20 protein-coding genes are annotated in these 25526 nt (G+C 68.4%); 11 read left to right on the forward strand and 9 right to left on the reverse strand.

All coding sequences use genetic code 11. The features are described 5' to 3' along the window. Positions 1-85 precede the first annotated feature (85 nt). Complete coding sequence (locus tag ACWIGI_RS14665) at positions 86-1096, forward strand: malate dehydrogenase (protein WP_454202890.1); 1011 nt, start codon at positions 86-88, stop codon at positions 1094-1096. Positions 1097-1208: 112 nt separating this feature from the next. Here ACWIGI_RS14665 and ACWIGI_RS14670 read toward each other — a convergent pair whose 3' ends face one another. After that, positions 1209-2084: a TIGR03619 family F420-dependent LLM class oxidoreductase gene (locus ACWIGI_RS14670; RefSeq protein WP_454203135.1), complete on the reverse strand. Its 876-nt coding sequence runs from the start codon at positions 2082-2084 to the stop codon at positions 1209-1211. A gap of 252 nt (positions 2085-2336) precedes the next feature. Between ACWIGI_RS14670 and ACWIGI_RS14675 the strand changes: the two genes are divergently transcribed. Continuing rightward, positions 2337-3086 carry an SDR family oxidoreductase gene (locus ACWIGI_RS14675; protein WP_454202891.1) on the forward strand — a complete coding sequence of 250 codons (750 nt, stop codon included), beginning with the start codon at positions 2337-2339 and terminating at the stop codon, positions 3084-3086. A gap of 357 nt (positions 3087-3443) precedes the next feature. Here the strand turns inward: ACWIGI_RS14675 and ACWIGI_RS14680 are convergent, their stop codons facing one another. Together ACWIGI_RS14680 and ACWIGI_RS14685 are read right to left on the reverse strand one after the other, a co-directional pair. Then, positions 3444-5096 (reverse strand): hypothetical protein, encoded by a 1653-nt coding sequence (locus ACWIGI_RS14680; protein ID WP_454202892.1) that lies wholly within the window; start codon positions 5094-5096, stop codon positions 3444-3446. After that, positions 5093-5422, reverse strand: a complete 330-nt coding sequence (locus ACWIGI_RS14685; protein ID WP_454202893.1) for a type VII secretion target — start codon at positions 5420-5422, stop codon at positions 5093-5095. The genes ACWIGI_RS14680 and ACWIGI_RS14685 overlap by 4 nt, the downstream gene beginning before the upstream one ends. A 203-nt stretch (positions 5423-5625) precedes the next feature. Between ACWIGI_RS14685 and ACWIGI_RS14690 the strand changes: the two genes are divergently transcribed. From ACWIGI_RS14690 to ACWIGI_RS14705, 4 genes are all read left to right on the forward strand, one after another. Continuing rightward, positions 5626-6618: an NAD-dependent epimerase/dehydratase family protein gene (locus tag ACWIGI_RS14690; protein ID WP_454202894.1), complete on the forward strand. Its 993-nt coding sequence runs from the start codon at positions 5626-5628 to the stop codon at positions 6616-6618. 31 nt (positions 6619-6649) lie between these two features. After that, the gene (locus ACWIGI_RS14695; protein ID WP_454202895.1) at positions 6650-7666 is read left to right on the forward strand and encodes an Rv2578c family radical SAM protein; all 1017 of its coding nucleotides are present in this window, start codon (positions 6650-6652) and stop codon (positions 7664-7666) included. A gap of 111 nt (positions 7667-7777) precedes the next feature. Beyond that, entirely contained in the window at positions 7778-9730 is a 1953-nt protein-coding gene (locus ACWIGI_RS14700; RefSeq protein ID WP_454202896.1) for a 2-oxoacid:acceptor oxidoreductase subunit alpha, read from the forward strand. After that, on the forward strand, positions 9730-10809 hold the full coding sequence (locus tag ACWIGI_RS14705; RefSeq protein ID WP_454202897.1) for a 2-oxoacid:ferredoxin oxidoreductase subunit beta: 1080 nt from the start codon (positions 9730-9732) through the stop codon (positions 10807-10809). The genes ACWIGI_RS14700 and ACWIGI_RS14705 overlap by 1 nt, the downstream gene beginning before the upstream one ends. A gap of 134 nt (positions 10810-10943) precedes the next feature. On the opposite strand, the gene ACWIGI_RS14710 is transcribed toward ACWIGI_RS14705, so the two are convergent. Next, positions 10944-11405, reverse strand: coding sequence for a GNAT family N-acetyltransferase (locus ACWIGI_RS14710; protein ID WP_454202898.1), 462 nt, complete (start codon positions 11403-11405; stop codon positions 10944-10946). Between the two features lie 132 nt (positions 11406-11537). On the opposite strand from ACWIGI_RS14710, the gene ACWIGI_RS14715 reads away from it, so the two are divergent. Continuing rightward, complete coding sequence (locus tag ACWIGI_RS14715; protein WP_454202899.1) at positions 11538-13037, forward strand: DUF222 domain-containing protein; 1500 nt, start codon at positions 11538-11540, stop codon at positions 13035-13037. Between the two features lie 802 nt (positions 13038-13839). On the opposite strand, the gene ACWIGI_RS14720 is transcribed toward ACWIGI_RS14715, so the two are convergent. Together ACWIGI_RS14720 and ypfJ are read right to left on the reverse strand one after the other, a co-directional pair. After that, complete coding sequence (locus ACWIGI_RS14720; RefSeq protein WP_454202900.1) at positions 13840-14274, reverse strand: hypothetical protein; 435 nt, start codon at positions 14272-14274, stop codon at positions 13840-13842. Positions 14275-14343: 69 nt separating this feature from the next. Further along, a complete protein-coding gene (ypfJ, locus tag ACWIGI_RS14725) occupies positions 14344-15261 on the reverse strand; it encodes a KPN_02809 family neutral zinc metallopeptidase (protein ID WP_454202901.1) in 918 nt (305 codons plus the stop codon). A gap of 210 nt (positions 15262-15471) precedes the next feature. On the opposite strand from ypfJ, the gene aspS reads away from it, so the two are divergent. After that, complete coding sequence (aspS, locus tag ACWIGI_RS14730) at positions 15472-17259, forward strand: aspartate--tRNA ligase (RefSeq protein ID WP_454202902.1); 1788 nt, start codon at positions 15472-15474, stop codon at positions 17257-17259. A 71-nt stretch (positions 17260-17330) separates the two neighbouring features. Here aspS and ACWIGI_RS14735 read toward each other — a convergent pair whose 3' ends face one another. Beyond that, positions 17331-18419 carry a hypothetical protein gene (locus ACWIGI_RS14735; RefSeq protein ID WP_454202903.1) on the reverse strand — a complete coding sequence of 363 codons (1089 nt, stop codon included), beginning with the start codon at positions 18417-18419 and terminating at the stop codon, positions 17331-17333. A gap of 195 nt (positions 18420-18614) precedes the next feature. On the opposite strand from ACWIGI_RS14735, the gene ACWIGI_RS14740 reads away from it, so the two are divergent. Beyond that, a complete protein-coding gene (locus ACWIGI_RS14740; protein WP_454202904.1) occupies positions 18615-19784 on the forward strand; it encodes a phosphotransferase family protein in 1170 nt (389 codons plus the stop codon). A 70-nt stretch (positions 19785-19854) separates the two neighbouring features. Here the strand turns inward: ACWIGI_RS14740 and ACWIGI_RS14745 are convergent, their stop codons facing one another. Together ACWIGI_RS14745 and ACWIGI_RS14750 are read right to left on the reverse strand one after the other, a co-directional pair. Next, positions 19855-21510 (reverse strand): alkaline phosphatase D family protein, encoded by a 1656-nt coding sequence (locus ACWIGI_RS14745; RefSeq protein WP_454202905.1) that lies wholly within the window; start codon positions 21508-21510, stop codon positions 19855-19857. Positions 21511-21711: 201 nt separating this feature from the next. Continuing rightward, positions 21712-23364: an alkaline phosphatase D family protein gene (locus ACWIGI_RS14750; RefSeq protein ID WP_454203136.1), complete on the reverse strand. Its 1653-nt coding sequence runs from the start codon at positions 23362-23364 to the stop codon at positions 21712-21714. Positions 23365-23510: 146 nt separating this feature from the next. Here ACWIGI_RS14750 and ACWIGI_RS14755 point away from each other — a divergent pair, with 146 nt between their 5' ends. Further along, positions 23511-24860 (forward strand): replication-associated recombination protein A, encoded by a 1350-nt coding sequence (locus tag ACWIGI_RS14755; RefSeq protein ID WP_454202906.1) that lies wholly within the window; start codon positions 23511-23513, stop codon positions 24858-24860. Between the two features lie 89 nt (positions 24861-24949). Next, positions 24950-25525: a Uma2 family endonuclease gene (locus tag ACWIGI_RS14760; RefSeq protein WP_354986869.1), complete on the forward strand. Its 576-nt coding sequence runs from the start codon at positions 24950-24952 to the stop codon at positions 25523-25525. The last annotated feature ends 1 nt before the right edge of the window (position 25526 follow it).

Consider the following 25526-nt stretch of genomic DNA (forward strand, 5'->3'; position numbering starts at 1 on the left):
CACTTCCGGGCTCACGGGGTGGGGGAACGGGGTGTGAGCGGGGATAGGGTGAAAACGGATATCTCGACTACGCGAGGAGTTCGTGGTGAGCGAGCAAGGCCGTCCGGAACCCGTTACCGTCACCGTCACCGGCGCCGCCGGGCAGATCGCCTACGGGCTGCTGTTCCGCATCGCCTCCGGCGCGCTGCTGGGTGAGCGGACACCGGTGCGACTGCGACTGCTTGAGATACCGGCCGCCGTGTCCTCCCTCGAGGGCGTGGCCATGGAGCTCGAGGACGGCGCGTTCCCGCTCCTCGCGGGCATCGACATCACCGACGATCCGTGGGTCGGCTTCGACGGGGCCAACATCGCCATCCTGGTCGGCTCGCGCCCGCGCACCGCGGGCATGGAACGCGCGGACCTGCTGGCCGCCAACGGCCCGATCTTCACCGATCAGGGCGCGGCCATCAACGCCAACGCCGCCGCCGACGTGAAGGTGCTCGTCGTCGGCAACCCGGCCAACACCAACGCCTACATCGCCATGAGCAACGCCCCCGACGTGCCCGCCGAGCGCTTCACTGCCCTCACCCGGCTCGATCACAACCGGGCCATCGCGCAGGTCGCCGCGCGCACCGGCGCGGCGGCCGCCGACATCGAGCGAATCGCCATCTGGGGCAACCACTCCGCCACGCAGTACCCGGACCTGAGCTACGCCACGGTGGGCGGCAAGCCCGCCCTCGAACTCATCGGCGACCGCGACTGGGTGGAGAACGACTTCATCCCCACCGTCCAGCAGCGCGGCACCGCCATCATCAAGGCGCGCGGGGCGTCCTCGGCGGCGAGCGCGGCCAGCGCCGCCATCGACCACGTGCACGACTGGGTGCTGGGCACCGCGCCGGGCGAATGGGTGTCGATGGCCGTGCCCTCGGACGGGTCGTACGGCGTGCCGCGCGGGCTGATCAGCTCGTTCCCGGTCACCTGCGCCGACGGTGCGTACAGCATCGTGCAGGGGCTCGAGATCGACGAATTCTCGCGCGCCAGAATCGATCTGAGCGTGGCGGAGCTGGCGGCCGAGCGCGACGCGGTCATCGAGCTGGGCTTCGCCAAGCACTCCTGAGCTCGCCGGTGGCCGGCGCTCGCCGGATCGTACTGATCGAGCGCCGCGACGCGCGACGCGTGCGCCCCCGGCATCGGGAGCGCACGCGACAGCGGCTCGAGCGCGGCGGGACTCAGCTGTTCAGCTTGCCGATGATCTTCTCGCCGTACCACTTGATCTTGACGATCTTCTCCTCGAGGGTCTCCGTGTCGTGCTCCTTGGCGTAGGAGTTGCGGAAGCCGACGATGGCGTCGGTGATGCCCTTGTCCTCCATCCGCTTGACCCCGTCGACCGAGTAGGCGTCCATCGAGGCGGCGTGGATCTCGAACTCACCGGGATTGTCACGCTCGCTGCGCAATTCGTTGATGCGCGCCAGGTAGCGGTCCAGATCCTCGGGCTTGCCGCCGGCGTGCATCCAGCCGTCGGTCAGGCGCACCGCGCGCCGCAGCGCCGCGTCGCTGTGCCCGCCGACCAGGATCGGCAGCGGCTCGGTCGGCGCGGGGGTCATCTTGATCTTCTGGATGTCGTAGAACTCGCCGTGGTACTCGAAGTACTCGCCGGTGGACAGGCCCTTGAGGATCTCGATGCACTCGTCCAGGCGCTTGCCGCGCTTCTCGAACGGCACGCCCATGATGTCGAAGTCCTCCGGCCACGGGCTGATGCCCACGCCCAGGGCGAAGCGGTTGTTGCTCAGGCGCGCAAGCGAACTCGCCTGCTTGGCCACCAGCACCGGCGGGCGGATCGGCAGCTTGAGGACGAACGGGGTCAGGCGCAGCGTCGTGGTGGCCGCGGCGATGGCCGCCGAGAGCACGAAGGTCTCGATGAACGGCTTGTCCTCGAGGAACTCGCGGTTGCCGTCCGCGTTGTAGGGGTACTTGGAGTCGGACTCCGCCGGGTAGGCGATGCTGTCCGCGACGGTGATGCTGTGGAACCCGGCCTCCTCGGCGGCCCGCGCCAGGGGGATGTAGTAATCCGGGTTGGTCATCGCCTCCGCGTAGGTGAAGCGCATCGGGATCGTCCTCTCGACGGTGAGCAAGTACGAAAACTAGAACAGATTCTAGTTAGTAGAGGTGATGCTAGCGGGGGTTCGAGCGCACTGGCCAGAAGTCGGCGAGATCCGGGGGTATTGCCGCGGATCGTCCTGAATTGCCTGATCCTTTGTAGCGCATCCGGCTGGTGACCGGGGCCGGTGGTCCCGATGGCTGAGATCGCCGAGGGTGTGGGTTGCGGCGGCAATCTGAACCTTGTTCTAATCGCAGACATGACCATCGCCATCACCGGATCCGGGTCGGGCATCGGGGCGGCCACCGCCGCCGCGCTCACCGCGGCGGGCCACGACGTCATCGGCATCGACCTGCGCAATGCCGACATCACCGCGGATCTGACCGATCCGGCCGCCCGTGCCGCCGCCGTCGACGCGGTGCTCGAGCGCTCGGGCGGCGCGCTGACCGGACTCGTGCTCTGCGCGGGCGTCGGCCCGCACGTCCCCAACCCCAACTTCGTGGTCGAGATCAACTACCGGGCCACCGTCGCGTTTCTGGACGCACTCTTCCCCGCCCTGCAGAAGGGCGAATCCCCTGCGGCGGTGGTGGTTTCGTCGGTGGCCTCCACCCATATCGCGTGGGCGGACAACCCGATCAACAAGGGCACCGAGGCCGAAGCCTTCGCCGAGGCGGGCGATTTCGCGGGCCAGTACGCCTACGCCTCGTCGAAGAACGCGGTCACCGTGGCCGTCCGCGAACGCGCTCCCGAATGGGGTGCGGCGGGCGTGCGCCTGAACACCGTGGCCCCCGGCGGCGTGGACACCCCGCTGCTGCGCGCCGGCATGGACGACCCGCGCTACGGCGACGCCATCCGCAACTTCGTTCCGCCGATCGGCCGCAACGGAACTCCCGATGAGATAGCGTCCCTGATCGCATACCTGCTCGGCCCGCAGGCCGGTTTCATCCACGGCGCTCAGTTCGTCATCGACGGCGGGATCGACGCCCAGGTACGCCCCACAGCGGTCTGATCCATCCGCCGGTCACACGCACCGGCCCCATACGGTGTCGGAGCCCGCGAGGTGTACAAATCGCGTTCCGCCTCCACGATGCCGCGGTCCCGGAGCAGCTACTCCGACGGCCGCGGCATCACCTTTTCCTGGACGCGTCGGCGGAGTTCGCGGCGCGGCAGCCGAATCGACGCGGCCTGGCGACGCCGCACCCTAATTCGAGTGAGCGGCACGGTGTCCGGTCGCCGGATCGCTCGACCGGGCGGTGAGCGGTCTGCCGGTGGAGTTGGGGTCCTCAGGTACGTCTGCACCGACGCACGTGTTCGTGGTCGGCGTCGCGCCGGCCTGTGCCCGCTACGGCGACTCGTGCGAGACGGATCAGGCTTGGGTGGGCTGGTCTTCTTCGGCAGGGTTGTCCGGCTCGCCGATGACGCGGGGGGTGGCGGGGCCGAGGTCGGCGGTGAGTTCGCTGTCGCCCGTGGGGCTTTGGTACGGCTGGACCGCGCGGGCGTGATCCTGGTCGGCGGCGCGGCCCGCGGCCGCCGCGGCGGGGGAGCCCATGAAGCCGGGGGTCAAGGGGCCCGTCATGCCGGGGCCGCCCGGGCCGAAGGGGCCGGGCGCGGCCGGGGCGAGGCGACCGCCGGGGATGGACGAGCCGGGACCGCCCGGTGCGGAGGGTATTCCGCCGCCTCCGCCCAGACCGCCGCCTCCGCCGAGGCCACCACCGCCGCCACCCGCCGCGCCTCCGCCCAGACCCGCCGCCTTGGTGTCCGCATCGGTGGGTGAGCCCGGACCGGGTGCGGCCGCAACGGCGTTCGCCGCGTTCAACCCGCCCTCGATCAGCTGCTTGGCCTGTTCGAGAATCGGCTGACCGACGTTCTGCGCCAACGACTTCGCCACCTCGGCGGGGTTGGGGCCGGCGTTCTGCCCCAGCAATTGGCCGACCACGGCGTTGACCTGCGCGGTGTACCCCGCGAGCTCGCCGCGGGTCACGTTCACGACCGTCACTGCCGAGGCGAGATGTTCGGTGGCCGAGGCGATCAGCGCGGTCTGCGCGGGCGGGGCCAGGATCACGGGGGCCAGCGCCGTCGCCTGAGCGGCGAAGGACTGCGCGATGGCGGTGAGCTGAACGTTGCCGCGCTGCACCACCGCGGCGGCCTGCTCGGTCACCGCCGACAGATCGAAGCCGCGCTGGGTGGTCTCGCGGCCGTGCGCCTGCGCCTGCTGACTCGCGTCCTGCGCGCCGCCGGACGCCCTGCCCTGCCAGGCCGATTCGACGGTCTCGACCGCGCCCTTGCCGACCTGCAGCGCCGTCTCGATGAGCTGCGAGCCCTGGCTGAGCAGGGTGGCCGGATTCAGTTGCCCCAGAACGCCGGTGCCGAAGGCGTTGATCAGATCCAGGAACGGCTTGAACAGCGCGTCGATCCCGGGGATGGCGGGCAGCGCCAGGCCCTTCATGAGATCACCGACCGGGTCCGCGGGCAGCGGCGGCAACACCGGCAGAGTCGCGGCCGCGTCGCTCAGCGCGGCCTGTGCCGCGTCGAGGGCGGCGGGAATGCCGTTCAGGGCGGCCTGCGTGCCCGAGAGCGCGCCCTGCGCGTCCGCGAGGGTGTGCTGCGCGCCCGAGAGCACCCCGTTCGCCGCGTCGATGCCGGGGGTCAGCGCGCCGGCCAGGACGGACGAGGCGGAAGTTTCCGCGCCCGTCGCCCCGCCGAGGCCGTGCGGCAGGCCGCCGGAGAGTGACCCCGCGGGCTCGATCTCCTTGCGGGACAAGACGAAATCGGGCGGCGTGAAGGGCGCGACGTCGTCCGGCAGCTGACCCAGCGGCAGGTCCGGCAGTCCCGGGTGCTCGCCGCCGGCCGCCCCGAACGAACCGCCCCCGTCCGCATCGAGTGCCGTGCCGTCAGATGCGTCGAGGACCCCAGGGCCGGACGCCCCCACGGGTCCGTGTGCAAGACCCGACGGGCCGGGAGCGCCGAGCTCGCCGATGGGAGCGACCCCGCCGATCACGCCGTTCTCGACCGGGCTCATGCCTGCTCGCCGATCGCGCCCTCGATCGAGCCGAGGCCGGCGGCGAACGCGGCATCGGTGCCGTCGTAGGTGGCGGCCGAGCCGAAAGCGGCCTGACCGAGGTGGGCGAACCGGCTCGACAGGGAGTTGATGTCCCGGTCGTGCAGCAGTTCGGCGACGGCGAAACTGGCCAGGAAGTCGGCGCCGATCACGCCGAAGACCGGGGTCATGGCGGCCACGTGGGTTACGGTGTCCAGGCCGCCGGCCGCGGCGATGTTCGCGGCGACGCCGTCCTGCGTCGCGGCGAAAGTGCGAACCGCCGCGGTGTCGACCGAGAGCTCGGCCATTGGTGCCCCCCAATCGTCGTGGACATGCGGGTGCGAATATAACGCATCGATCGTCCAGCTCGGCGTGGCGGATTAACCTCGCGCACGTGCGACCGGGCCGCCTGCTTGGTATGCGGGCGCATGCCGAGTCGGGTACGCGAGCGTCTCCGGATCGGGTCCCGGCCGTTCTTGCAAATTAGAACAAGTTCTATATTCTTCATCACATGAAGGTCGCAGTCACCGGCGCCGCCGGGTTCCTTGGCACCAATTTGCTTCGCCTGCTTACCGATCGCGGTCACGAGGTCACCGCCATCGACCGTGTCAAGCCCGCCGGACCGGCCGTCCCGGGTGTCACCTGGGTCAGCGGCGACGTCCTCGATCCCGCCTCCATGCGCCAGACGCTGGAGGGTGCGGAGGTCGTCTACCATCTCGTCGCGCTCATCACCCTCGCGCACAAGAACGACCTCGCCTGGCGGGTCAACACCGAGGGCGTGCGCGTGGTCGCCGAGGCCGCGCTCGAGGTCGGCGCGCGCCGCATGGTGCACACCAGCTCCATTCACGCGTTTAACCAGTACACCTGCGGCGGCACCATCAACGAGCGCTCGCCGCGGTCCATCGATCCCGACCTGCCGGTGTACGACCGCTCGAAGTTCCAGGGCGAGGTCGAGCTGCGCAAGGTCATCGATCAGGGTCTGGACGCGGTCGTCTGCAACCCGACCGGTGTGTACGGACCGGTCGACAACACCGACTCGCGCATCAACAAGACGCTGTGGGACGCCGCGCGCGGCCGCGTGCCCGTCATGATCAGCGGCGGCTTCGACCTGGTCGACGTGCGCGACGTGGCCAACGGCCTCATCCTGGCCGGCGAGCGCGGCAAGACCGGTGAGAACTACCTGCTCGGTGGTCACTTCACCAACATGTTCGACGCCACCCGCCTGGCCGCCGAGGTCAACGGGAAGCTCAAGCCCGCCTTCGCCATTCCGGCCAAGTTCATCAACGCGCTGATGCCGGTGCTCGAGCCCGCCGCCAAGGCCGTGGGCAGCGACCGCATCTCCAAGGCGGCCATGGGCGCGCTGCTGTCGGCGCCGGTCGTGGAACACGACAAGGCGAGCACCGACCTCGGCTACCGGCCACGCCCGGCGGACGAGACGATTCGCGACCTCGTGGCCTTCTACAATGGGCAGAACTTCAAGACGGTCACCCAGAAGATCGCTTGACACCAGGTAGAACAAATGTTCGACTTGTGTGGTGCGGTGGCAGAGCCAGACCCTCGAGGCCGATGACGGCGCGCTGCCCGGGCTCGAACGCGCGGGGTTCGTACGCAGCGTACAAACCCCGGAGTTCGAAGGCATCACTTTTCACGAAGTGCTCTGCAAGAGCGCGCTGAACAAGATGCCCGAGGGCGGCAGTCTGCCGTTCAACTGGACCGTCAACCCCATGCGGGGTTGTACGCACGCCTGCCGCTACTGCTTCGCCCGCCCCACCCACGAGTACCTGGATCTGGACGCGGGCGAGGACTTCGACAACCAGATCGTCGTCAAGACCAACATCGCGGCCATCCTGCGCCGGGAGGTGCACAAGCGCTCCTGGCGGCGGGAAGTCGTTGCGCTGGGGACCAATACGGATCCGTATCAGCGCGCCGAGGGGCGCTATCGGCTCATGCCGGGCATCATCGGCGCGCTCACCGAATCCGGCACCGGGTTCTCCATTCTCACCAAAGGCACACTGCTGCGCCGGGATCTGCCGCTGCTCACCCAGGCGGCGCGCCAGGTTCCGGTGCATCTGGCCGTCTCCATCGCGATGCTCGATCCCGAACTGAGCACCGCGCTCGAACCGGGAACACCCTCGCCGCGCGCGCGGCTCGAGCTCGTGCGCGCCCTCGCCGACGCCGGGTTCGCGGTGAATGTCATGGTGGCGCCGATCATTCCGTGCCTCACCGACGGCCGGTCACAGCTGGACGATCTCTTCGCCGCCATCGCCGAGGCCGGGGCCGCGAGCGCGGTCGCCTTTCCCATGCATCTGCGCGGTAGCACCCGCGGCTGGTTCCTCACCTGGCTCGCCGAACAGCACCCGGCGCTCATCCGGCGCTATCGGCAGCTGTATGGTCGCGGGACTTCAGTGACACCGGAGTACTCCGCGTGGTTGCGCGGCCGGATCGATCCGTTGCTGGACAAGCATGGTTTGAACCGCGAACGGCAGGCCGAGCCGCAAGTGCGTGCCGCCGAATCGCATACGCCCGACCCGCAGCTGGCACTGTTCGCCTGACGCCGGCCGCGAAATCTCGACGTTTCACCGCTGTTTTCGCGGGTGTGTCGCGAATATAGCGGAGTAGTTTGGCGTTGGTACCTCTCACGGACGAGGAAGTGATGCAGGCGCATGGGTTCCCAGCATGACGAATCGGTGACAGCGGCCCGAAACGGCGCTGCCGCTGAGAAATTGGAAAAGGTTGTAATTCGCTTCGCCGGCGACTCCGGTGATGGTATGCAGCTCACCGGTGATCGATTCACCCATGAGGCAGCCGCTTTCGGAAATGATCTTGCAACACAGCCGAACTTCCCGGCCGAGATCCGTGCGCCCCAGGGCACGCTGCCGGGTGTCTCGTCGTTCCAGATCCAGATCGCGGACTACGACATCCTCACCGCCGGTGATCAGCCCGATGTGCTGGTGGCGATGAATCCGGCGGCGCTCAAGGCGAATCTGGAGGAGCTGGCCCGCGGGGCCACGCTCATCGTGAACACGGACGAATTCACCAAACGTAATCTTTCGAAGGTCGGTTACGCGGGGGATCCGCTCGCCGACGGGACACTGTCCGATTTCGTGGTGCATCAAGTGCCCATGACATCGCTGACGCTGGCGGCAACCGAACCGACCGGTGTGGGTAAAAAGGATGGGCAGCGCGCGAAGAATATGTTCGCGCTGGGATTGCTCTCCTGGATGTACGGCCGGCCACTCGGTGGTACGGAACAGTTCCTCCGGGAGAAATTCGGGTCCAAACCCGAAGTGGCCGAAGCGAATATTCTCGCATTCCGGGCCGGGTGGAATTATGGCGAAACCACCGAGGCGTTCGCGACGACCTACGAGGTCGCCCGCGCGACGCTGCCCGCCGGCACCTACCGGCAGATCACCGGCAACACCGCGCTCGCCTACGGGTTGGTGACGGCCGGTCAGCTGTCCGGGCTGCCGGTGTTCCTGGGCACCTACCCGATCACCCCGGCCTCGGACATCCTGCACGAGTTGAGCAGGCACAAGAACTTCGGCGTCACCACCTTCCAGGCCGAGGACGAGATCGCAGGAATCGGTGCGGCCCTGGGCGCTTCGATCGGCGGCGCGCTGGGCGTCACCAGCACCTCCGGGCCCGGGCTCGCCCTCAAGAGCGAGGCCATCGGACTCGCCGTCATGACCGAGATGCCGCTGCTCATCATCGACGTGCAGCGCGGCGGTCCGTCGACGGGTCTGCCCACCAAGACCGAGCAGGCCGATCTGCTGCAGGCGCTGTACGGGCGCAACGGCGAGTCGCCGGTGGCGGTGCTGGCCCCGCGCTCGCCCGCGGACTGCTTCGACGCCGCGGTCGAGGCCGCGCGCATCGCCATCACCTATCGCACGCCGGTGCTGCTGCTCTCGGACGGGTCCATCGCCAACGGGTCCGAGCCCTGGGCGATTCCGCAGGTCGGCGATCTCGCGCCCATCGATCCGGGATTCGAGCCCGAGGGCGCGGACGACGACGGTTTCCTGCCGTACGCGCGCGATCCCGAGACCCTGGCCCGGCCGCTGGCGGTGCCCGGGACGAAGGGGCGCGCGCATCGCATCGGCGGTCTCGAGAAGGCCGACGGCAGCGGCAACATCTCCTACGAGCCCGCCAATCACGAACTGATGGTGCGGCTGCGCCAGGCCAAGATCGACGGCATCACCGTGCCCGACCTCGAGGTCGAGGATCCCAGCGGCCGGGCGGAACTGCTGCTCATCGGCTGGGGCAGCTCCTACGGGCCCATCGGCGAGGCGTGCCGGCGGGCGCGGCGGCGGGGCGTACCGGTCGCCCAGGCGCACCTGCGGCATCTGAATCCCTTCCCCGCCAACCTCGGCGCCGTGCTGGGCCGGTACCGCACGGTGGTCGCGCCCGAGATGAACGGCGGTCAGCTCGCCATGCTGCTGCGCGCCCGCTACCTGGTGGACGTGCAGCCGTGGACCAAGGTCGCCGGGACGGCGTTCTCCGCGCAGGAACTGGTCGGGGTGATCGACGCGGCACTGGACGGCTCCATCGCCGAGATGGAGCAGAGCAAGGCCTTCGCGGCACGAGCGCGGGCCACCTACCGCACTCCAGGGGGTAACTGATGACCATCCTCGAAAACCCGCTCGTCGGAACGGATCTGGGGCTAACCGGATTGACCGGGGTGCCGCACGCCGACGGTCCGCAGAAACCCAAGGATTACACCACCGATCAGGAGGTGCGCTGGTGCCCCGGCTGCGGTGACTACGTCATCCTCGCCACCGTGCGCGGGTTCCTGGCCGAACTGGGGCTCAAGCGCGAGAATCTGATGTTCGTCTCCGGCATCGGGTGCTCGAGCCGCTTCCCGTATTACCTGGAGGCGTACGGGATTCACTCGATTCACGGGCGCGCGCCCGCCATCGCCACCGGGCTCGCGGTCACCCGGCCGGACCTGTCGGTCTGGGTCGTGACCGGTGACGGCGACGCTCTCTCGATCGGCGGCAACCACCTCGTGCACGCGCTGCGGCGCAACGTGAACATGACGATCCTGCTGTTCAACAACCGGATCTACGGGCTCACCAAGGGCCAGTACTCGCCGACGTCGGAGACCGGCAAGGTCACCAAGTCCACGCCGATGGGCTCGATCGACCATCCGTTCAACACGCTGTCGGTGGCGCTCGGGGCCGAAGCCACGTTCGCCGCACGGGCTCTGGACTCCGACCGCGCCGGACTCACCGAGGTTCTGCGCGCGGCCGCCGAACATCGCGGCACCGCGTTCGTGGAGATCCTGCAGGACTGCCCGATCTTCAACGACGGGTCGTTCGACATCCTGCGCAAGGAGAACGCGGAGTCCCACCTCATCCGGCTGCGGCACGGTCAGCCGATTCGGTTCGGCGCGGACAACGAACTGGCCGTCGTGCGAAGCGGATTCGGGCTGAAGGTGGTGCCCGCGACGTCGGTCCCGGAGTCCGAGATCGTGGTGCACGACGCGTACACCGACAATCCCGAGTACGCGTACGCGCTGTCCCGGCTGTCCGATCAGGACATGACCCGGGTGGTGACCGGGGTGTTCCGGGCCGCTACCCGGCCCACCTACGACGACGGCGTTCGTGCGCAGCTGAGTGCGGCTCGCGAACAGAAGCCGGTGGCGGAGGGGACCCTGCAGACGTTGCTGACCGGTCGGGAGACCTGGACTGTGACATAGGGTTTCGGAGTATTTGGTGCTGTTTCTGATGCCCGGCTCCTTTGTGAGCCGGGCATCTTCTGTCTCTGCGGGTTTCGGGGGGAGCTCATGCGTGGAATGGCTGGTGTGCGCGAGGGACCGGCGCACGAGTTCGGCTAGGACCGGCGCATGAGGCGTTCGTCGGAGTCGTCGGGGGAGGGGCCCGCGTCGGCGAATCCGTGACGCTCGTACAGGCGGATCGCGACGGCGTTGTCTGTCTTGACCGACAGGATCACCGGCCGGGGCCCTGCCCATTTCACTACCGCGTCTATCGCGGCGTCCGATACGCCCTTGCCGCGCGCGAAGGGCGCGACCCACATCGAAATGAGTTCTACCGTCCCGGTTTCGGTGTCCGAGGGGTACGCGCCGACCATGCCGGCGGGGGTGCCGTGCCAGGAGACGACGGCGTTGAAGGGGACGTTGTCGAAGCGGGAGCGCCAGCGGGCCTCGGTGTCGCCGGGGCCTGTCCACTCGGCGAGGGTCGAGCCGAAGGCCCAGGGCGCGTCGGCGAGAGCGGCGAGCCGGAGCTGGCGCCAGAGTTGCCAGTCGTCGGGTTCCAGTACGCGTACCTCGATCATTTGGGTCAGTTTATGAGGCTGCGGTGGATGGGTTTCGGTGTCGTTGAATTGAGGGGTCGAATTGTCTGAATAGTGTTGTATCCCAACAGAATTGAGCTATTCATATCCGCTATGAAGGCGTAGAATAGAGGCATGGATTCGAGAGAGGTACCCACCATCGCGACGAGTGTCAAAGCACTCGCCGCCGCGGTGGAAAACCTGCTCGAATTACCGATGTACTCAATGGCCGATGGCGAGGTCGTCGGCGTCATGCAGGGGCTCGAGACCAGCTTCCGCAAACTCGAAGCGGTCAAGCAGCGCTTCGCTCTCGAGTGTGGAGCGCGAGGCTTGTCCTCCGCAGCGGGTGTGAAGAGCTTGATTCTGTTCCTGCAACAAACACTGCGGCTCTCGTACGCCGAGGCCGCTGCCCGCGTCCGTAACGCTGATCTGCTGTCGACGGTGTCGACGGGTTCGAGTACCCGGCCGCCGAAATTGCCGCTCGTCGCCGCAGCGCAACGGGCCGGGGAGATCTCCGCCGATCATGTGAAGGCCATCCACGATGCGCTGACGCGGATCCCCGACGCCGCCGGTCCGGAAGTCAAAGACCAGGCCGAGGAGCATCTGACCTCTTACGCCCGCGAGGGTGACCCGAAGGGTGTGACCAAGCTCGGCGTGCACATCCTGGCCCACGTCGACCCCGATGGCCGGTTGACCGAGGACCGGGACCGCCAGCGAGTCCGGAGCATCAAGATCGGGCATCAGGGCATCGACGGCATGTACCCGATCTCGGGATACCTGACCCCGCAGTTGGGGGCGGTGATGATCCCGATGTTCGAGAAATTCGGGCGCCCCGGCATGTGCAATCCCGATGATCCCGAAAGCCCGTGGACCACCGCTGAACTCGGTCTCGATACCGAACTCGACGACGGCGACGACACCGGTGATGATGACGCAAACGACCCCTCGCTGACCCCGGACCAGCGTGCCCGCGCAGCTCTGCGCGCGAAGCTGCGTGCCGCCGCTAAGCGCGATCACCGTACCGCTGAGCAGCGCAATCACGATGCGCTGCTGGTGTTCTTCCGCCCGGACATGGGACCCACGCGACTGGGATCGCATCGCGGACTTCCGGTCTCGACGATCATCACCATGAGCATCGACGACCTCGAGAACCGCGCAGGGGTCGCCACCACCGCCACAGGCGGCACGATGTCGATCACCCAAGCCCTTCAGGTCGCCAGGAATTCGACTCCGTACCTGGTGGTGCTCGATCGCAACGGCCGCCCCCTGCACCTTTCTCGCGGTCAGCGTCTCGCCAACCCTGCCCAGCGGTTGGCGCTCACCGCCACCGAACGCGGGTGCACGCGCCCGGGATGCGACGCGCCAGCGAGCCGCTCCGCTGTGCACCACATCCACGAATGGGCCGATGGCGGCGAAACGAACATCGAGAACCTGACTTTCGCCTGCGATGCCTGCCACGCCCAGATCAACACCGGCCCGAACGGCTGGGAAACCGTTGTGATGGGCGATGATTCGGAGAATCCGGGCAAAACGGGGTGGATTCCTCCACCACACATCGACCGAGCTCGTAGGCCGCGTGTGAACTTCCGCCACCATCCCCAGTTCCCGGGTATCCCCGCGCGATGGCGCTGTTAGCCACCCGGCCCCTGGTATCGAGTCTCACCGCCGTTTCCACTCTGCCTCTTCGGCTTTCCCATGCCGAAGGGGCTCCTCGCGCGCCCACGCATATGGCCCCGCTCTTCTCACCCGTGCGGATGGTGCGTCCACACGCATCAGTGTTCACGCCCGTGGCCGACGTAGCCCAACCCCACACCCAAGGTCCAGCTTCCAGCGGGGTTCGGGAGAGCAGGCAAAACAGATGCGGCAATGCTGGTTACCTCGCCTGCCGTACCCGACCTTCGGCTCCCCAGTTGGGAGCGGATTCACCCTTCCAGCCGGGTCGACTGGCCGTGGGAACCTTCTCGAGACCTACAGACAAAGACTCGTCCTCAGCACAACAGGGTGATGTCTCAGGCGGTGATTGCCGTGCCCGGCCCGGGGTTGGAAACTCGGCCACGCATCCGAAGGCTTCGATCCCGCCTATCGGCCCGGAAGGGCCGGAACCGCCGCCGAGGCACCCAACCTGCCCCCGCTCGTATTCCGTTATCCAGGCGTCCTTCCCCCGGTAGGGCACCCAACCGCAGCCGAGTCTCCCGACGTCCCCCTGCTGGTACTCCGTTGTCCTGTCTTCTTTCCTGCGGTAGGGTCCCCAACCGCGATCGAGGCACCTGACGCACTCCGCCGGTACTCCGGTGTCCAGGCGCCCTTTCGGCGGTAGGTCGCTCAACCGCAGCCGAGGCTCCCGACCCACCCCGCTGGTACTCCGTGTTCTGGTTGTTTCCCGCGGCAGGGCACCCAACCGCCGCCAAGAAACTGAACCAGCGACGCCCCGGCCAACCTAGGCAGGAAGATCCAGAGCAGGCGAGTAGTCGATCTTCCAGTCGACATAGACGCCGAGCACACCATCGGCCAGGCAGCGCAGTCCGACGCTCACCCAGCGGATATCGCCATCCTCGCGAACGGAGAAGCCCACGGCCACCGCGAAGCGCTCACCACCACACGGGCACGTGCACTCCGCCCAGTCCCCATCCTCGTCCCAGTGGTCAGCACTGTCACCGAGAAAGGCGGTGGCGCCGCAGGACAGGCAGGTACGCCGGGCAAGACCCTCATCGTCGTCCGCGTCCACCCCGAATTCGCGTCCGTCGCAGCCCGCGCACACCGATTCGACGATTCGATCGACTTGATAGCCCCCGGCTTCGAAAACGCGCACGTACTCGGTCAGATCCGCGAGGTCGTCGCCGCGCGCGTATTCGCCTGATGTATCCAGAACCACGGGGCGAGCTTGCCAGGTTGATACGACAGTGCCCGCATCGAATTCGATGCGGGCACGGGAGCCGGCGGGTCAGCGCAGGGCGGGCGGATTGTTCAGGTCGCGGGCGTTGTAGGTGTCACACGCCTGCACCTGGCCGGTGCGGTAGCCGGTGAGGAACCACTTCTGGCGTTGCTCCGACGAACCGTGCGTCCAGCCCTCGGGATTCACCCGGCCGGTGGCGGCCTTCTGGATGCGATCGTCGCCGACAGCGGCTGCCGCGGACAGACCATCGCGAATGTCGTTCTCGGTCAAGGGCTTCAGGAAGGGCTCGGTGCCGCCGGGGGCGGGGAGCTTGTCCGCGTAGTACGCCCAGACGCCCGCGTAGCAGTCGGCCTGCAGTTCGGTGCGGACCGCGCCGGATTCGGGACCGCGGGGATCGCGCTGGGCTCGATTGATGTCGCCGAGCAGGTTCTGGATGTGGTGGCCGAATTCGTGAGCGACCACATACTCCTGGGCCAGGGGGCCGCCGCTCGCGCCGAATTTGTCGGTGAGCTCCTGGAAGAAGCTGGTATCGAAGTACGCCGTCTGATCCGCGGGGCAGTAGAACGGGCCGACCGCGGAGGATGCCCGGCCGCAGCCGGTGTCGATCACCCCGGAGAACAGCGAGACCTGCGGGTCGACGTAGCGCTTGTTGGTCTGCTTGGGCAGTTCGGTGGCCCACACCGAGTCCAGGCTCTGCACCGTCAGGATGACGCGGCAGTCGACGTACTTGTTCGCGTCCGCACCGGTCTTGCAGTGCTCGGGAGCGCCCCCGGTGCCCTGTTCGGTGCCGCCCGCGCCGGTGAATTGCCCGAGTACGCTGCCCGGATCGCCGCCCAGCAGCAGCGTGGCGATGAGAGCGATGATGCCGAGTGCGCCGCCGCCGAGCACCATGCCGCCGCCCATGCCCGGCCCGCCACCGCTGCGCACTCGATCCGGGTCGATCTGCATGCCTTCGTTGAACGTCATGGTCGCCGCTCTCCTTCGCAAGCATGTCCTCGCCCCGCAGGTCGGCCGACCTGGGGTCATGGGCGGCTCGCGCGGGCCGATATCGAGCCTTGGCGTACAGCTTGACAGGTCCGCGCGGATATCGGTTTCCACTCGGAATACGTGTCTCACTACGATGGGAACGCGCCCGGCCACCCCGCGGGCGTTTCGAAGTCCGTCGAAAGGAATCCCGTGCTGCGCACCCACTTGGCTGGTTCGCTGCGAAGCGAGCACGCCGGTCAGTCCGTCACCCTCACCGGATGGGTGGCGCGGCGTCGAGACCACGGTGGCGTGATCTTCATCGATCTGCGTGATGCTTCGGGCGTGTCGCAGGCCGTCTTCCGTGAGGGCGTGCCCGCCGAACAGGCCCACAAGCTGCGCAACGAGTTCTGCGTGAAGGTCACCGGCGTGGTCGAGAACCGTCCGGCGGGCAGTGAGAACCCGAATCTGCCGACCGGCGCCATCGAGGTCAATGTGACCGAGCTCGAGGTGCTCAACGAGTCCGCTCCGCTGCCGTTCCAGCTGGACGACGAGCCCGGCGAAGAGGCGCGGCTCAAGTACCGGTATCTGGATCTGCGCCGCGAGGGCCCGGCCAAGGCCATTCGCCTGCGCTCGCAGGTCAGCGCCGCCGCTCGCGAGGTGCTGGGCAAGCATGCCTTCGTCGAGGTCGAGACCCCGACCATGACGCGGTCCACGCCCGAGGGCGCTCGCGATTTCCTGGTGCCGGCGCGTCTGCAGCCGGGCAAGTTCTACGCGCTGCCGCAGTCGCCGCAGCTGTTCAAGCAGCTGCTCATGGTCGCGGGCATCGAGCGCTACTACCAGATCGCGCGCTGCTATCGCGATGAGGACTTCCGCGCGGATCGCCAGCCCGAGTTCACCCAGCTCGACATCGAGATGAGCTTCGTCGAGCAGGAAGACGTCATCCTGCTGGCCGAGGACATCCTGGTCGCGCTGTGGAAGCTCATCGGCCACGAGATCACCACGCCGATTCCGCACATGACCTACCACGAGGCCATGCGCCGCTACGGCTCGGACAAGCCCGATCTGCGCTTCGGCGTCGAGATCACAGAGATGGCGGAGTACTTCAAGGACACCACCTTCCGGGTGTTCCAGGCGCCCTACGTCGGCGCGGTCGTCATGCCCGGTGGCGCCTCGCAGCCCCGGCGTCAGCTCGATGCCTGGCAGGAATGGGCCAAGCAGCGCGGCGCCAAGGGTCTGGCCTACATCCTGATCCAGGAGGACGGCACCCTCGGCGGTCCGGTCGCCAAGAACCTGAGCGATGCCGAGCGTGAGGGCCTGGCCAAGTACGTCGGCGCGAATCCCGGCGACTGCGTGTTCTTCGCCGCCGGTGAGGCCAAGCCGCAGCGTGCCCTGCTCGGCGCCGCGCGCGGTGAGATCGCGCGCAAGTGCGGTCTCATCGACGAGAACGAATGGGCCTTCGTCTGGATCGTGGACGCCCCGATGTTCGAGCCCGCGGCCGATGCCACCGCCAGCGGTGATGTGGCCCTGGGCCATTCGGCCTGGACCGCGGTGCATCACGCGTTCACCTCGCCCAAGCCCGAGCACCTGGACACCTTCGATACCGATCCGGGTTCCGCGCTGGCCTACGCCTACGACATCGTCTGCAATGGCAACGAGATCGGCGGCGGCTCGATTCGTATTCACCGCAAGGACGTGCAGGAGCGGGTCTTCAAGGTGATGGGCATCAACGACGAGGAGGCGCAGGACAAGTTCGGCTTCCTGCTCGACGCCTTCTCCTTCGGCGCTCCGCCCATGGGTGGCATCGCCTTCGGCTGGGATCGCATCACCGCGCTGCTCGCGGGTGTGGATTCCATTCGCGAGGTCATCGCCTTCCCGAAGTCCGGCGGCGGCGTGGATCCGCTGACCGATGCCCCGACGCCGATCACCCCGGTGCAGCGCCGGGATGCGGGTCTGGACGTCAAGCTCGACGCCGAGGGCAATCCGATCAAGGAGAAGTAAGCCCTCTCGACCGATAGAACAGCGGCCCGGTATCCACCGATACCGGGCCGCTGTCGTCGGTCATGGTTCGCTCACAGCGGTGCGATGAACCCGCCGGTGAGGTCGCGATAGGCGTAGGTGATCGCAATGGCGCAGACCGGGCCGGCCACCAGCAGGCCGAGGCCGCAGAGCATGGCGCCGATAAAGGTGATGATCATGACGGCTATCGCCAGCAAGATCACCTGCAACGCGTTGGCGACCACCAGCTGCGCGCTGGACTTGATGGCGGTGAGCGGGTCCTGGTCCTGGTCGATGACGAAGTGCAGGGCGAACATGCACACGACGCCGACGATGATGGCGGGGAAAACCCAGGCCATCGACGCGATGAGGCACGCGACGAAGACGATCAATGCCGTGATCAGCACATTTCCGGCGTTGACGAAGCCGAAGAAGGCCGGGAAATCCGGTGGGGTTCCGTCGGTTTCGTAGAGGCCGCCGCGCACCATGGCGGCCTGCAGCAACCACACCACCAGGGCGGCGACCGCGGATAGTAGTAGCACGCCCGAAAGCGATTGCACATCAAGAATATTCACCATGAGGATGACCACGAGCCAGGCGATCATCCCGATCAGCACCATGCCCGCCCACGGCACCGGATTCCGGCGGAACCTGTCCCAGCCGTAGGCGATGGCGTGGCCGACGTTCAGGCGCTCGCGATCGTAGACCGGCACGGCGCCGTGCGGCGCGGACGGGAATTGCGAGGTGGCGGGCTGCTGCGGTGCGCCACCGGGACCACCCGGCGGCGGCGCGAAACCGCCCTGGGGTGCGAAACCGCCCGGCGGGGGCGGATTTCCCGGTTGCGGGCCGCCGGCCGGCGGGTACTGCTGCGGCGCTCCGGGACCGTAGCCCTGCGGCGCGCCCGACTGCGGGTGCAGGTTCGGCGGGGGTTCCACGGGCTCGCTGCCGTACTGCGCCGCGCCCGGGCCGTCGAACTGCGGGTAGCCGGCGAGTCCGGGCATCTCGTGCCTGCCGTGCCCGCCCGGCGGTTCCTGCGGCGCGGAATACGGTGCGGGCTGGGGGTTTTGATGGCGACCCGGGTCGGCTGCGTACTGCCCCCGGCCCTGCTGGGCGGGATTGTCGCCGTAGGGTTGGTTCGGTGCGGAGGGCGGCGTGCCGGTCATGGTCGCGAGCCTTTCACATTTCCCGGTTTACGGTGTGGCGCACAAGAGTTGAACATGAGACAACTAGACGGTCCAGGTTGTGTCAAGCAACCAGCGCCGCGTGGGCAAACCCTTCACAGAGACACGCCGGACGACGCGCGAAAGGTTGCGTAACCGCTCGCTGAAAGTGACCTGGAGCGAGTACTTTGGGTTCCGATGACCGCACTATTGGCCGAACGCGCCGCTGAAGTCGTGTACGCGGCACAACAGTTGCTCACAAAGCGAATGGGTGCTGCGGTAAAGCTGAGTGATCCAATGGAGCTCAGCGGCAGTGGTAGAACAACGGTTCTCCGCGTCCGTGTGGCGGAGAACGCGTTTTCACTTCCGCGCACCCTCATTGTGAAGCAGGTGCGGGGCACAGCCTCGCAGCGACGCACCGGCGGCATGGCCCCCGGCGTCGCCAGTATCGACTCCGCGTTCCTGCGCGAAGCCGTGTCCTATCAGTTCACGACCGCACTGGGCAAGGAGCACAGACCCGGGGCCTACCTCCTGGGCTACAGCCTGCCCGATCGCCTGCTCATCCTCAGCGACCTGGGTGAGAACACCTCGCTGACGCAGGTACTGCAGACCAACATCGAACCGGCCGGCCGCAATGCCCTCATGGCCTTCGCGCAGGCACTGGGCCGCATGCACGCCGCCACCGTCGGCCGTGAAGCCGATTTCGTCGCCCTGCTGCGCCGCGTGGACGTGGTGCACCGGGTGGACGGCATCGCCCAGCAGGCCGAGACCTCCGTCACCGAAGTGCCCGACATGCTCCAGCGCGAACTCGGCATCGAGGTGCCCGGCGAGATCGCCGAGCGCATCGTGCGCGGCAACCGGCTCTTCTCCGCCGGCCGCCACCGCGCGTTCAGCCCGTCCGACCTGTGCCCGGACAACGTGATCCTCAACGAAGAGGGCGCGCGGTTCCTGGACTACGAATGGGGTGGCTTCCGCGATGCCACCCTCGACATCGCCTACGCGCTGGTTTCCTTCCCCGGCTGCCTCTGCGATTTCGAGCTCTCGCGCGAGCGCGCCCGGCAGATGGTGGAAGCCTGGCGCTCGGAAGTGGTCGCGGTCTGGCCCGCGCTCGCCGACGACGACGTGCTCGCCGAACGGATCCTGGAAGCCCGCCTGATCTGGGTCTGGCTCTCCACCTACTGGTTCCTGCCCGCCGATCACACCCGCATCGCCGCCGCCCGCGAGCACGGCCTCTCGATCCCGCGCTCGGCCGCGCTGATCAATCGCTGGGCCGCCCTCGCCGAGGACGCCCGCTGCACCGGCGACGACGCCCTGGGCGATTTCGCCGAACACGTCTCGGCGACGCTCGAGGAGCGCTGGGAGGAGTGAGCACGGGCCGCTGAAACCGGGGCGGCCCGTTCACACCACCGCGGCGGCGCGTGCCTCGCCCGGTCGCGGCTCAGTGCGCGACGGGTCCCGGGCGCTGCTCGAGGTTGCCCCCGCCGCTGCGCACCGCGTAGGAAACGCCGTGGCGCACGCCCGTATTCGGATCACGGACGTCCAGCAGATAGAACCAGTCCATCTGCGCCTGCTCGGCGGTCACCGAGAGCACGCCGTAGCCGTGGGAATCCAGTTCCACGTAGCGCATGTGCGGATTGATGCGGGCGATGGCGGTTTCCAGGGGCACGCTCACCGTGCGCGCGGGCATCTGCAGGATCTCCCCGACGCTGCCGGTGGTCACCGAGGGGACCACGAATTCGGTGCCCGCGCGCGGGCTCGCCGGATACGCGGTGACGTTCGTCGGGAGATCGGACGCCCACGAGGTGTGGATGTCGCCGGTCAGGAAGACCACGTCCGAGCAGTTCCGGTCCACGATGGCGTCGAAGAGCGCGCGGCGATCGGCCGCGTAGCCGTCCCACTGATCCGCGTTGACCGGGATGCCGTCCTGCGGGACGCCGATCACGCCGTTCAGGGCCGCCGCGGTGGCCGCGTCCATGGGCGGCAACAGCAGCGGGGCGATCATGACCGGGTTGCCGACCAGCTTCCAGCGCACCGGCGCCGAGACGAGACCGCCGGTGAGCCAATCCATTTGCGCCCGGCCGGTGAGGGAGCGGGCCGGGTCGTCGACCTGCCGCCAGCCCGCCACGGCGGGCAACTGCTGATCGCGATAGGTGCGCAGATCCAGCATGGAGAGTTCGGCCAGGTCGCCGAAGCGCAGGCGGCGGTAGAGCCGGGCGCCGGGACCGTAGGCGCGCACCGGCATCCACTCCAGGTACGCCTGGAGCGCGGCCGCGCGGCGGGCAGGCCAATCGCCCTCGCCGGGTTGATGATTCTCCGCGCCGCCGGACCACGCGTCGTTGGCGGACTCGTGATCGTCCCAGGTGCAGATGAACGGGACGCGGGCGTGCAGGGCGGCCAGGTCGGCGTCGGTCTTGTACTGCCCGTGCCGAATTCGGTAGTCGGCGAGCGAGACGATCTCGTGCGCCGGCTCGTGCTGCCGGTCGATCTTGGGCATCAGCCCGGCGTGCTTGCCGCGCGCGTATTCGTACAGGTAGTCGCCCAGGTGCACGATCGCGTCGAGGTCGTCGCGCGCCGCGAGATGCCGGTACGCGCCGAAGTATCCGGACTCCCAGTTGGAGCAGGACACCACGCCGAAGCGGAGACTGCCGGGGGAGTCGCCGGCGGCGGGCGCGGTCCGGGTGCGGCCGGTCGCGGAGGTCTGGCCGAGCGCGCTGAAGCGATAGAAGTAGTCGGTGGCGGGAACGAGTCCCGAGACGTCGATCTTGACAGTGTGGTCCGACGCCGAGTCGGTTGTTTGCGTGCCCGCCGCCGCGATCGAGGTGAACTCCGCGTCCGCGGCGATCTCCCAGCGCGCCGAAACCGGTTCGCCGACACCCGAACCCGGGGTCGCCGCGTCGTCCGGGGTGACGCGCGTCCACAGGATCACCCCGGTCGGCAGTGGATCACCCGAGGCGACACCGTGCCGGAAGACCGGGCCCGCGGCCCCGGCGCGCCCCGAGGTGGCCAGGAGCGCGGACGCCGCGACGACGGTGCCGCCCTTGATGGCGGTGCGGCGGTCGAGAGCGGCGAAGGGTGCGATCTTGGAGCGGGCCACGCACCATGACATCCCGTGCGGGCGAACCGAATCAAGGGGCAACGCGTGAACGGCGCATGAATGGCGGACCCGGCCAATAGGAACCGCACCGCCGACCAGCCCAGCACGCTGCCGCCCGCTCCGGAAGTCGTCGTTGCTCGCATGCGACGGTGTGTAGCCCACCCACGCGGTGTATGGCGTCGGTGGGCAGCGGCGAGAGCCTCAGACCACCGGGGTCGCGCGGGGCTCCAGGCGCCCGCCGCGGCGGGCGCCGAACGACGCGCCGTGGCGCACAGCGGTATTCGGATCGGCGACGTCGGTGACGTAGAACCAGTCCATCTGGGTCTGGTCCGCGTCGATGTGCAGGACGCCGTAGCCGTGCGAGTCGAGTTCGGTGTAGCGCAGGTGGCGGTTCACGTTCACCAGGGCGGTCTCGGCGGCGACCGAGGTGGTGCGGGGCGGGGTCTTGGTGATGTCGCCGATGCTCTGGGACGTGATGGACGGGACCACGAATTCCACACCTGCGGTCTGCGAGGCCGGGTAGGTGGCGGCGACCAAGGGGATGTCGGCGGCCCAGGAGGTGTGGATGTCGCCGGTCAGGAAGACCACGTCGGAGACCTGATCGTCGACGATGGTGTGCAGCAGTTTCTGGCGGTCGGCGGTGTAGCCGTCCCACTGGTCCAGGTTCACCGGGATCCCCTGATCGGGGATGCCGATCGTCTCGGTCAGCGCGGCGGTGACCGCCGGATCCAGCGGCGGCACCGTCAGCGGCGCGATCATGACGGGATTGCCGATCACCTTCCAGGTCACCGGGGCGGACACCAAACCGGCCGTGACCCAATCCATTTGGTCCTTGCCGGTGATGGTGCGGTCCGGGCTGTCGACGTCGCGCCAGCCGGGTCCGGCGTGCAACTGCTCGCTGCGATAGGTGCGCAGATCCAGCATGGACAGCTCGGCCAGGGTGCCGAAGCGCAGTCGCCGGTACAGGCGCTTGTCGCCGCCGGTGCGCACCGGCATCCATTCGAGATACGCCTGCAGCGCCGCCGCGCGGCGGTCGGCCCAGGAGCCCTGCGTGGCGGGATCGTGGTCCTCGGAGCCGTTCGCCCAGGCGTTGTCGGCGGTCTCGTGATCGTCCCAGGTGCACACGAACGGCACCCGCGCGTGCAGGTTCGACAGGTCCGGGTCGGTCTTGTACTGCGCGTGCCGAATTCGGTAATCCGCCAGCGACACGATCAGGTGCGCGGGCTCGTGCCAGCGCACCGACCCGGCGCGGCCGCCGTACTCACCGCGCGGGTACTCGTACAGGTAGTCGCCCAGATGGACGACGACATCGAGATCCTCGCGCGCGGCCAGGTGCCGGTACGCGCCGAAGTACCCGGCCTCCCAGTTGGCGCAGGACACCACGCCCAGGCGCAGCCGGTCCGGGGTGTCGGACTCGGCGGGCGCGGTGCGGGTGCGGCCGGTCGGCGAGGTCTGGCCGAGCGCGCTGAACCGGTAGAAGTACTCGCGTCCCGCGCCGAGTCCGGTGACGTCGATCTTCACCGTGTGGTCGGCGTCCGCGGTGGCGGTGTGGCTGCCCGAGGCGGCGATCGAGCCGAAGTCCGCGTCGCTGGCTACTTCCCAGCGCACCGCTACCGGCACACCGGCGCCGGACCCGGGCAGGGCGTCCTCGCCGGGGGTGACGCGGGTCCAGACGATCACCCCGCCGGGCAGTGGATCGCCCGAGGCGACGCCGTGCCGGAACACCGCGTTTTCGGCCCGCGCGAGGGCGGGCGCACCGAACAGCGAGGAGGCCACCGCGGCGGTGCCGCCGGTGAGGATCGCGGCCGTTCCGCCCTTGAGCGCGGAGCGTCGATCGAAGGGGCCGGAGATGATCTCGGTGAGGCGCACGCCACAGATCGAATACGATCCAGTGCCCGGCGAGCAAATCTGGACAGATGAACAGTTAGTGACCGCGGGGTTCGGGCCGGTCGCGCGTGCCTGACGCGGATGCTGTCGGTCCCGCTGGGTAGGGTTCGCTCGTGAGTGATGGGCTGTTCGACGCACCGGGAACGGAGGCCGTGTCCGAGGAGTTCGCTCCGCGCGCACCCGCGGGCGGTGAGGGATTCGCGCCGCTGGCCGTCCGCATGCGCCCGCGCACGCTCGACGAGGTGATGGGGCAGCAGCATCTGCTCGGCCCGGGCTCGCCGCTGCGCCGGCTCATCGAGGGCTCCGGCGCCGCCTCGGTCCTGCTGTACGGTCCGCCCGGCACCGGCAAGACGACCCTCGCCTCGCTCATCTCCCAGTCCACCGGCCGCCGCTTCGAAGCGCTGTCGGCGCTCTCCGCCGGGGTCAAGGAGGTCCGCGCCGTCATCGACGTCGCGCGGCGCCGGCTCACCGCGGGCGAGCAGACCGTGCTGTTCATCGACGAGGTGCACCGGTTCTCCAAGACCCAGCAGGACGCGCTGCTGGCCGCGGTCGAGAACCGCATCGTGCTGCTGGTCGCGGCCACGACCGAGAACCCGTCGTTCTCCGTCGTGTCACCGCTGCTGTCGCGCTCGCTGGTACTGCAGCTGCAATCGTTGTCCGAGAGCGATATTCGCGCCGTGCTGCGGCGCGCGATCGAGGATCCGCGCGGGCTGGCCGGTGAGTACACCGTCACCGAGGAGGCCCTCGACCACATCGTGCGCATCGCCGGGGGTGACGCGCGGCGCTCGCTCACCGCGCTGGAGGCCTCCGCCGAATCCTCGCTCGACGGACAGGTCGGGGTGGAGCTGGTCGAGGCCAGCGTGGACCGGGCCGCGGTGCGCTACGACCGCGCCGGGGATCAGCACTACGACGTCATCAGCGCCTTCATCAAGTCGCTGCGCGGCTCCGATGTCGACGCCGCGCTGCACTACCTGGCGCGCATGATCAGCGCGGGCGAGGATCCGCGATTCATCGCGCGCCGCTTGATGATTCAGGCCAGCGAGGAGGTCGGTATGGCCGACCCCACGGCCCTGCAGACCGCCACCGCGGCCGCCCAGGTCGTCCAATTGGTCGGCATGCCCGAAGCACAGTTGGCGTTGGCGCAGGCCACAATTCACATCGCGACGGCACCCAAATCGGGTGCCGTCGTCAAGGGGATCGGTGCGGCGCTCGCGGATGTGCGCGCGGGCAAAGCCGGTGCGGTGCCGCCACATCTGCGCGACGGGCACTACAAGGGCGCGGCCGTGCTCGGCAATGCGCAGAACTACCGGTATCCGCACGATCATCCGGATGGTGTTCTGGCACAACAGTATCCGCCGGACGAATTGGTCGGAACGGATTATTATCATCCAACGGACCACGGCTACGAGCGTGAAGTCGGACCGCGCGTGACCAAACTCCGCCGCATCGTGCGCGGCAGATAACCGCACTTCAGGCGTGTCGTTCGGCGAGTCGGGGTGCGCGCGTGGCGATCCCGGCCGAACGTGCCGCGAGCGGGTATAACGTCCGTCGCATGACTGCCATAGCGGATCGGCCACAGATGCTCATCGAAGATTTCGAGGCCCTCGCGAACGATGCGCGCGAGGGGGTCAGGCTGGAGTTCATCAACGGAAAGCTGGGGGCGAAGCCGTTGCCCGACGGGGATCACGACGAGATCTTCCAATGGCTGCTCGAGCAGGTGCTCGCGCAGCTGCCGGGCGTGCGGCTCTACCCGGAGATCGGATTGCTCGTCGACGCGTACGGCGGCGGCCGCGCGCGCACCGACGCGGTGGTCGCGGCCCGGCGGGCGTTCGCCGGGCAGGGGAGATGGAAGACCCCCGAGGCGGTGCTCATGGTCGTGGAGGTGACCCGCTTCGACTCCGATTCCGACCGGCGGGATCGGGAGGAGAAACCCCGCGCCTACGCCGAGACCGGCATTCCGGTCTATCTGCTCATCGACCGGGAGAGCCAGGAGCTCATCGTCTACAGCCGCCCGCGCGGCAGCGTGTACTCCTCCTGCGTGCGCCTGCCGATCGGGGAGCCGTTCGAACTCCCCGATCCGGTGGAGATCACCCTCAACACCGAGCCGCTGCGCGACCTGGTGCACTGAG

It is taken from the genome of Nocardia sp. NPDC055321, assembly GCF_053645575.1.